Consider the following 3,953-nt stretch of genomic DNA (forward strand, 5'->3'; position numbering starts at 1 on the left):
GCGGGGTACCGGCCGGACCAGGCCCTCACACCAGTCGTCGTGCCGTGGCCCAGCGGGTCAGCTCGTGCCGGTTGGACAGCTGGAGCTTGCGCAGCACCGCGGACACGTGGGACTCCACCGTCTTCACCGAGATGAAGAGCTGCTTGGCGATCTCCTTGTAGGCGTACCCCCGGGCGATCAGCCGGAGCACCTCTCGCTCCCGCTGGGTGAGACGGTCCAGGTCCTCGTCGACCGGTGGGGCGTCCGTCGAGGCGAAGGCGTCGAGGACGAAGCCTGCCAGCCGGGGGGAGAAGACGGCGTCGCCCTCCTGGACCCGGAAGATCGAGGCGACCAGGTCGGACCCGGTGATCGTCTTGGTGACGTAGCCACGCGCGCCGCCGCGGATGACGCCGATCACGTCCTCCGCGGCGTCGGAGACCGACAGGGCGAGGAATCGCACCGGACGCTCGGCGTCGGCCGCCAGGCCCGCACACCGGCGCAGCACCTCGACACCGCCGCCTCCCGGCAGATGGACGTCGAGCAGGACCACCTCCGGCCGGGTGGCGGTGATCACCTCGACCGCCTGGTCGACGTCGGCGGCCTCGCCGACCACCTCCACACCGGTGCGCTCCGTCTCGCCGATCTCGGCACGCACCCCCGTGCGGAACATGCGGTGGTCGTCGACGAGCACGACCCTCACCCGGCGCCCGGAGGCCGGGGTGCCGCCCGGCTCCCCGCCGGCACCCGCCGCCCCGTCGGCCGTGCCCTCTGCTCCGCTGGCTCCGGTCGCCTCGCTCATGACGTCTTCTCCGCCCTCTCCATCTCCAGTTCGACCTCGGTCCCCCCGTCGGGTGCGGCCCGAACCCGGGCCGTTCCGCCGTTGCGTTCCATGCGGCCGATGATCGACTCCCGGACGCCCATCCGGTCGGCGGGTATCGCGTCGAGGTCGAAGCCGGGGCCTCGGTCGCGGACGGACACGAAGACCGTCCTCCCCTCCACCTCGGCGTAGACCTGTACGGGTCCGCCGTCGCCACCGTACTTGGCGGCGTTCACCATGGCTTCCCGGGCGGCCTGGATCTGCGCACCCAGTTTCTCGTCGAGCGGGCAGTCGCCGACGACCACGACCTCCAGCGGGACCCCGTGGTTGTCCTCCACCTCCGCGGCGGCGACGCGGACCGCCTCGGCGAGTGTCTCGGGTTCCGCCTCCTCGTCCTTGCCCGAGCCCTCCGGCCGGTACAGCCAGGCGCGCAGCTCGCGCTCCTGGGCACGGGCCAGCCGACGGACCTCGCCGGGACTGTCGGCGTTGCGCTGGATCAGCGTCAGGGTGTGCAGGACCGAGTCGTGGACGTGGGCCGCCACCTCGGCGCGCTCCTGGGCCCGGATGCGCATCAGGCGCTCCGCGGAGAGGTCCTGCGTCATCCGCACCAGATAGGGCCCGGCGAGCAGGGCCACCCCGACCAGGACGGCCAGCGCGGCCTGCAGCACCGACCCGAGGTGGGCGGCCGACCCCTGCAGCACGAACATCCCCGAGACGCCGGCCGTCACCAACAGGACTCCGGCCGCCGCGCGGGCCAGCGTCACCGTCCGCCGCCGGCGCCCCACCTCGACCCAGCGGGACCGCCGCGCGTTGTCCGCCTGACGCCACACCAGGGCGACGCCCGCGCCGACCAGCACCGCGGGCCACAGGTAGGCCCGGGCGCCGCCGCCCAGATCCACGCTGCCGACGAAGACCAGGGCGACCACGACCATCAGAAGCAGCGCGACCAGCTGGCCCCGGTCGGGCTTCCGCGGGGCCAGACGGCGGGGGGAGGAAAATCCCGGCCCCGCCGCGCCCTGCTGCTTCCCGCTGTCCGCGCCTCCCCTGACGCCCGTACCGCCCGCGTCGCCGACGCCACCGACGCCCAGCGGCACGAAGAACCAGAAGGCCGCGTACAGCAGCGCGCCCATCCCCTGCGCCACGAACAGGCCGACGAAGGCCAGACGGACCCAGGCCACGGGCAGCCCGAGGTGCCCGGCGAGCCCCCGCGCCACGCCCCCGAGCCAACGTCCGTCGCCGCTGCGGTAGAGCTTGCGCGGGGGCCGCGGTTCGTCGAGTACTGCTGCGGCTTCCGGCATGCCCTGATCGTCACACGGCGCGGCCCCGGGGTCATCAGGGTCCACCCCCGAGACGTCCCTGATCCGGTGAACGGCGCGCCTCGAACAGTTCCCCCTGCACCTGTCCGGGGGCGATTTCAGGGTTCTCCCAGGGTCGTCCCCGCTCCCACGAAGCCGTCCCGCCCGTCACCATGAACACATGACGGATCACCACCACGCGGCGGCGGCCGCGTCCCCGGACGCGGAGCGGCGTCCTGGTGCGTCCGCGACCGATGCCGGGCCACCCGAGCAGGAGCCGCGGCCGCTGCGCCGGGACCGCCGCCACAAGATGCTGGGCGGTGTCTGCGCGGGCCTGGGACGGCAGTGCGACATGGACCCGGTGATCTTCCGGATCACCCTCGCGGTGCTCTCGGCCACCGGCGGGATCGGTCTGGCCTTCTACGGCTTCGCCTGGCTCCTCGTCCCCTACGAGGACGAGGAGGAGAACGAGATCCGCCGCCTGCTCACCGGGCGGGTGGACGGCCCCGCGCTGGCCTCCGTGCTGTTCGCGCTGGTGGGCTGCGGGGTGTTCCTCTCCATGCTCCGCAACGGAGGCCTGCTGACCTTCGGCGCGGTGCTCTCCCTGCTGCTGGCCGGCGCGGGCTACTGGTCCCGCCGCAGGACCGCCCCGGGGCCCGATCCGCTGGCCGCCCAGGCGGCCGCGGACGCTCCGCCGGAGGCGCAGGCTCCCCCTGTCGCGGCCTCCCTGCCCTCCTGGTGGCGGGAGCCGATCGTCAAGGACGGCACCTACGTAGGGGGCACGGGCTACCTCTGGGGCCCTGCTGATCTGGGCAAGGCCTCCGACCGTGACCTCGCGGCGGCGTTCGCCGTCTCCCGCAGCGCCGCGACCGCCGCGGAGGAGGGCACGGCCCGCCCGGAGGAAGGGAGCGGCCGCAGCAAGGAAGGGACCGGCCGCAGCAAGGTTCGCCCCCGTTCGCTCGGGGGGACGACGTTCCTGCTGGCCGTGCTGGCGGGTTCCCTGGCCACCGGTCTCACCTGGTCCGACGAGACGCCGGTGACCGCCCTGCAGCAGGGCCTGGCCTGCGCTCTTCTCGTCTTCGGCACCGGCGTGGTCGTCAGCTCCTTCCTGGGCCGGACAGGCGCGGGGACGATCTTCTGGAGCCTGGTCACCGCCGGCCTGCTCACGGTGACCGCCGCCCTGCCGCCGGACGCCGACGCGGACTGGATACGTGTGGAGTGGCAGCCCCGCAGCACCGCCGAGGTCCGCGAGGGTTACCAGCTGGGAGCGGGCCTGGCCCGGCTGGACCTGACGGACGTGCCGGTGAAGGAGGGGCGGACGGTGCCGGTGCGGGTCGAGTTGGGCGCCGGACGCCTCGAAGTGGTCGTCCCGGACGACGTGACGGTTCGGGCGAGAGTGGAGGTGGGCGTGGGCGACATCCACTCGCCGGCGGCCGCCGGTAAGGACACCGGCCTCGGAGGCGGACTGATCGAGGAGTACACGCTGCCCGCGGAGAGCGGCGGGGAGCGCAACAGCACCGAGGACAGCAGGCGGGACGGGAAGGCGGGGACGCTCGATCTGTGGCTCGAGGTCGGCGCCGGGAGTGCGGAGGTGACCCGTGTGGCGTCATGAGTTCCAGCCGGGGCGCTGCATATCGGGCCTGGTCCTGGTCACCGCCGGTGTGCTCTACACGGGTGACGCCGCCGGGGAGTGGGAGGTGCCGTGGTTCACGGCGATCCCCTTGGTCGCCGTCGGATTCTTCTTCGCCGCCGTGGCAGGGCTCACCGCCCACCTCATCCGCGGCGCGCGGCGGGACGCCCACGGCGTGCGCGGTCCCGCCGACGCCGACGACAACGACAACGGCAACGGCAACGGAGGAGGC

At 73.7% G+C, this 3,953-nt stretch carries 4 protein-coding genes; 2 read left to right on the forward strand and 2 right to left on the reverse strand.

What is annotated here, in order from left to right; all coding sequences use genetic code 11:
- Window positions 1–25: 25 nt before the first annotated feature.
- Window positions 26–778, reverse strand: a complete 753-nt coding sequence (locus ACOV8S_RS16900; RefSeq protein ID WP_448318626.1) for a LuxR C-terminal-related transcriptional regulator — start codon at window positions 776–778, stop codon at window positions 26–28.
- A complete protein-coding gene (locus ACOV8S_RS16905; RefSeq protein WP_448318627.1) occupies window positions 775–2,094 on the reverse strand; it encodes an ATP-binding protein in 1,320 nt (439 codons plus the stop codon). The genes ACOV8S_RS16900 and ACOV8S_RS16905 overlap by 4 nt, the downstream gene beginning before the upstream one ends.
- Before the next feature lie 178 nt (window positions 2,095–2,272).
- On the opposite strand from ACOV8S_RS16905, the gene ACOV8S_RS16910 reads away from it, so the two are divergent.
- Window positions 2,273–3,703: a PspC domain-containing protein gene (locus tag ACOV8S_RS16910; protein ID WP_448318628.1), complete on the forward strand. Its 1,431-nt coding sequence runs from the start codon at window positions 2,273–2,275 to the stop codon at window positions 3,701–3,703.
- Window positions 3,690–3,953 (forward strand): hypothetical protein (locus ACOV8S_RS16915; RefSeq protein WP_448318629.1); only part of this gene is annotated, 264 nt, incomplete at its 3' end. The genes ACOV8S_RS16910 and ACOV8S_RS16915, both read left to right, overlap by 14 nt.

Source organism: Streptomyces sp. CO7, from assembly GCF_053474865.1.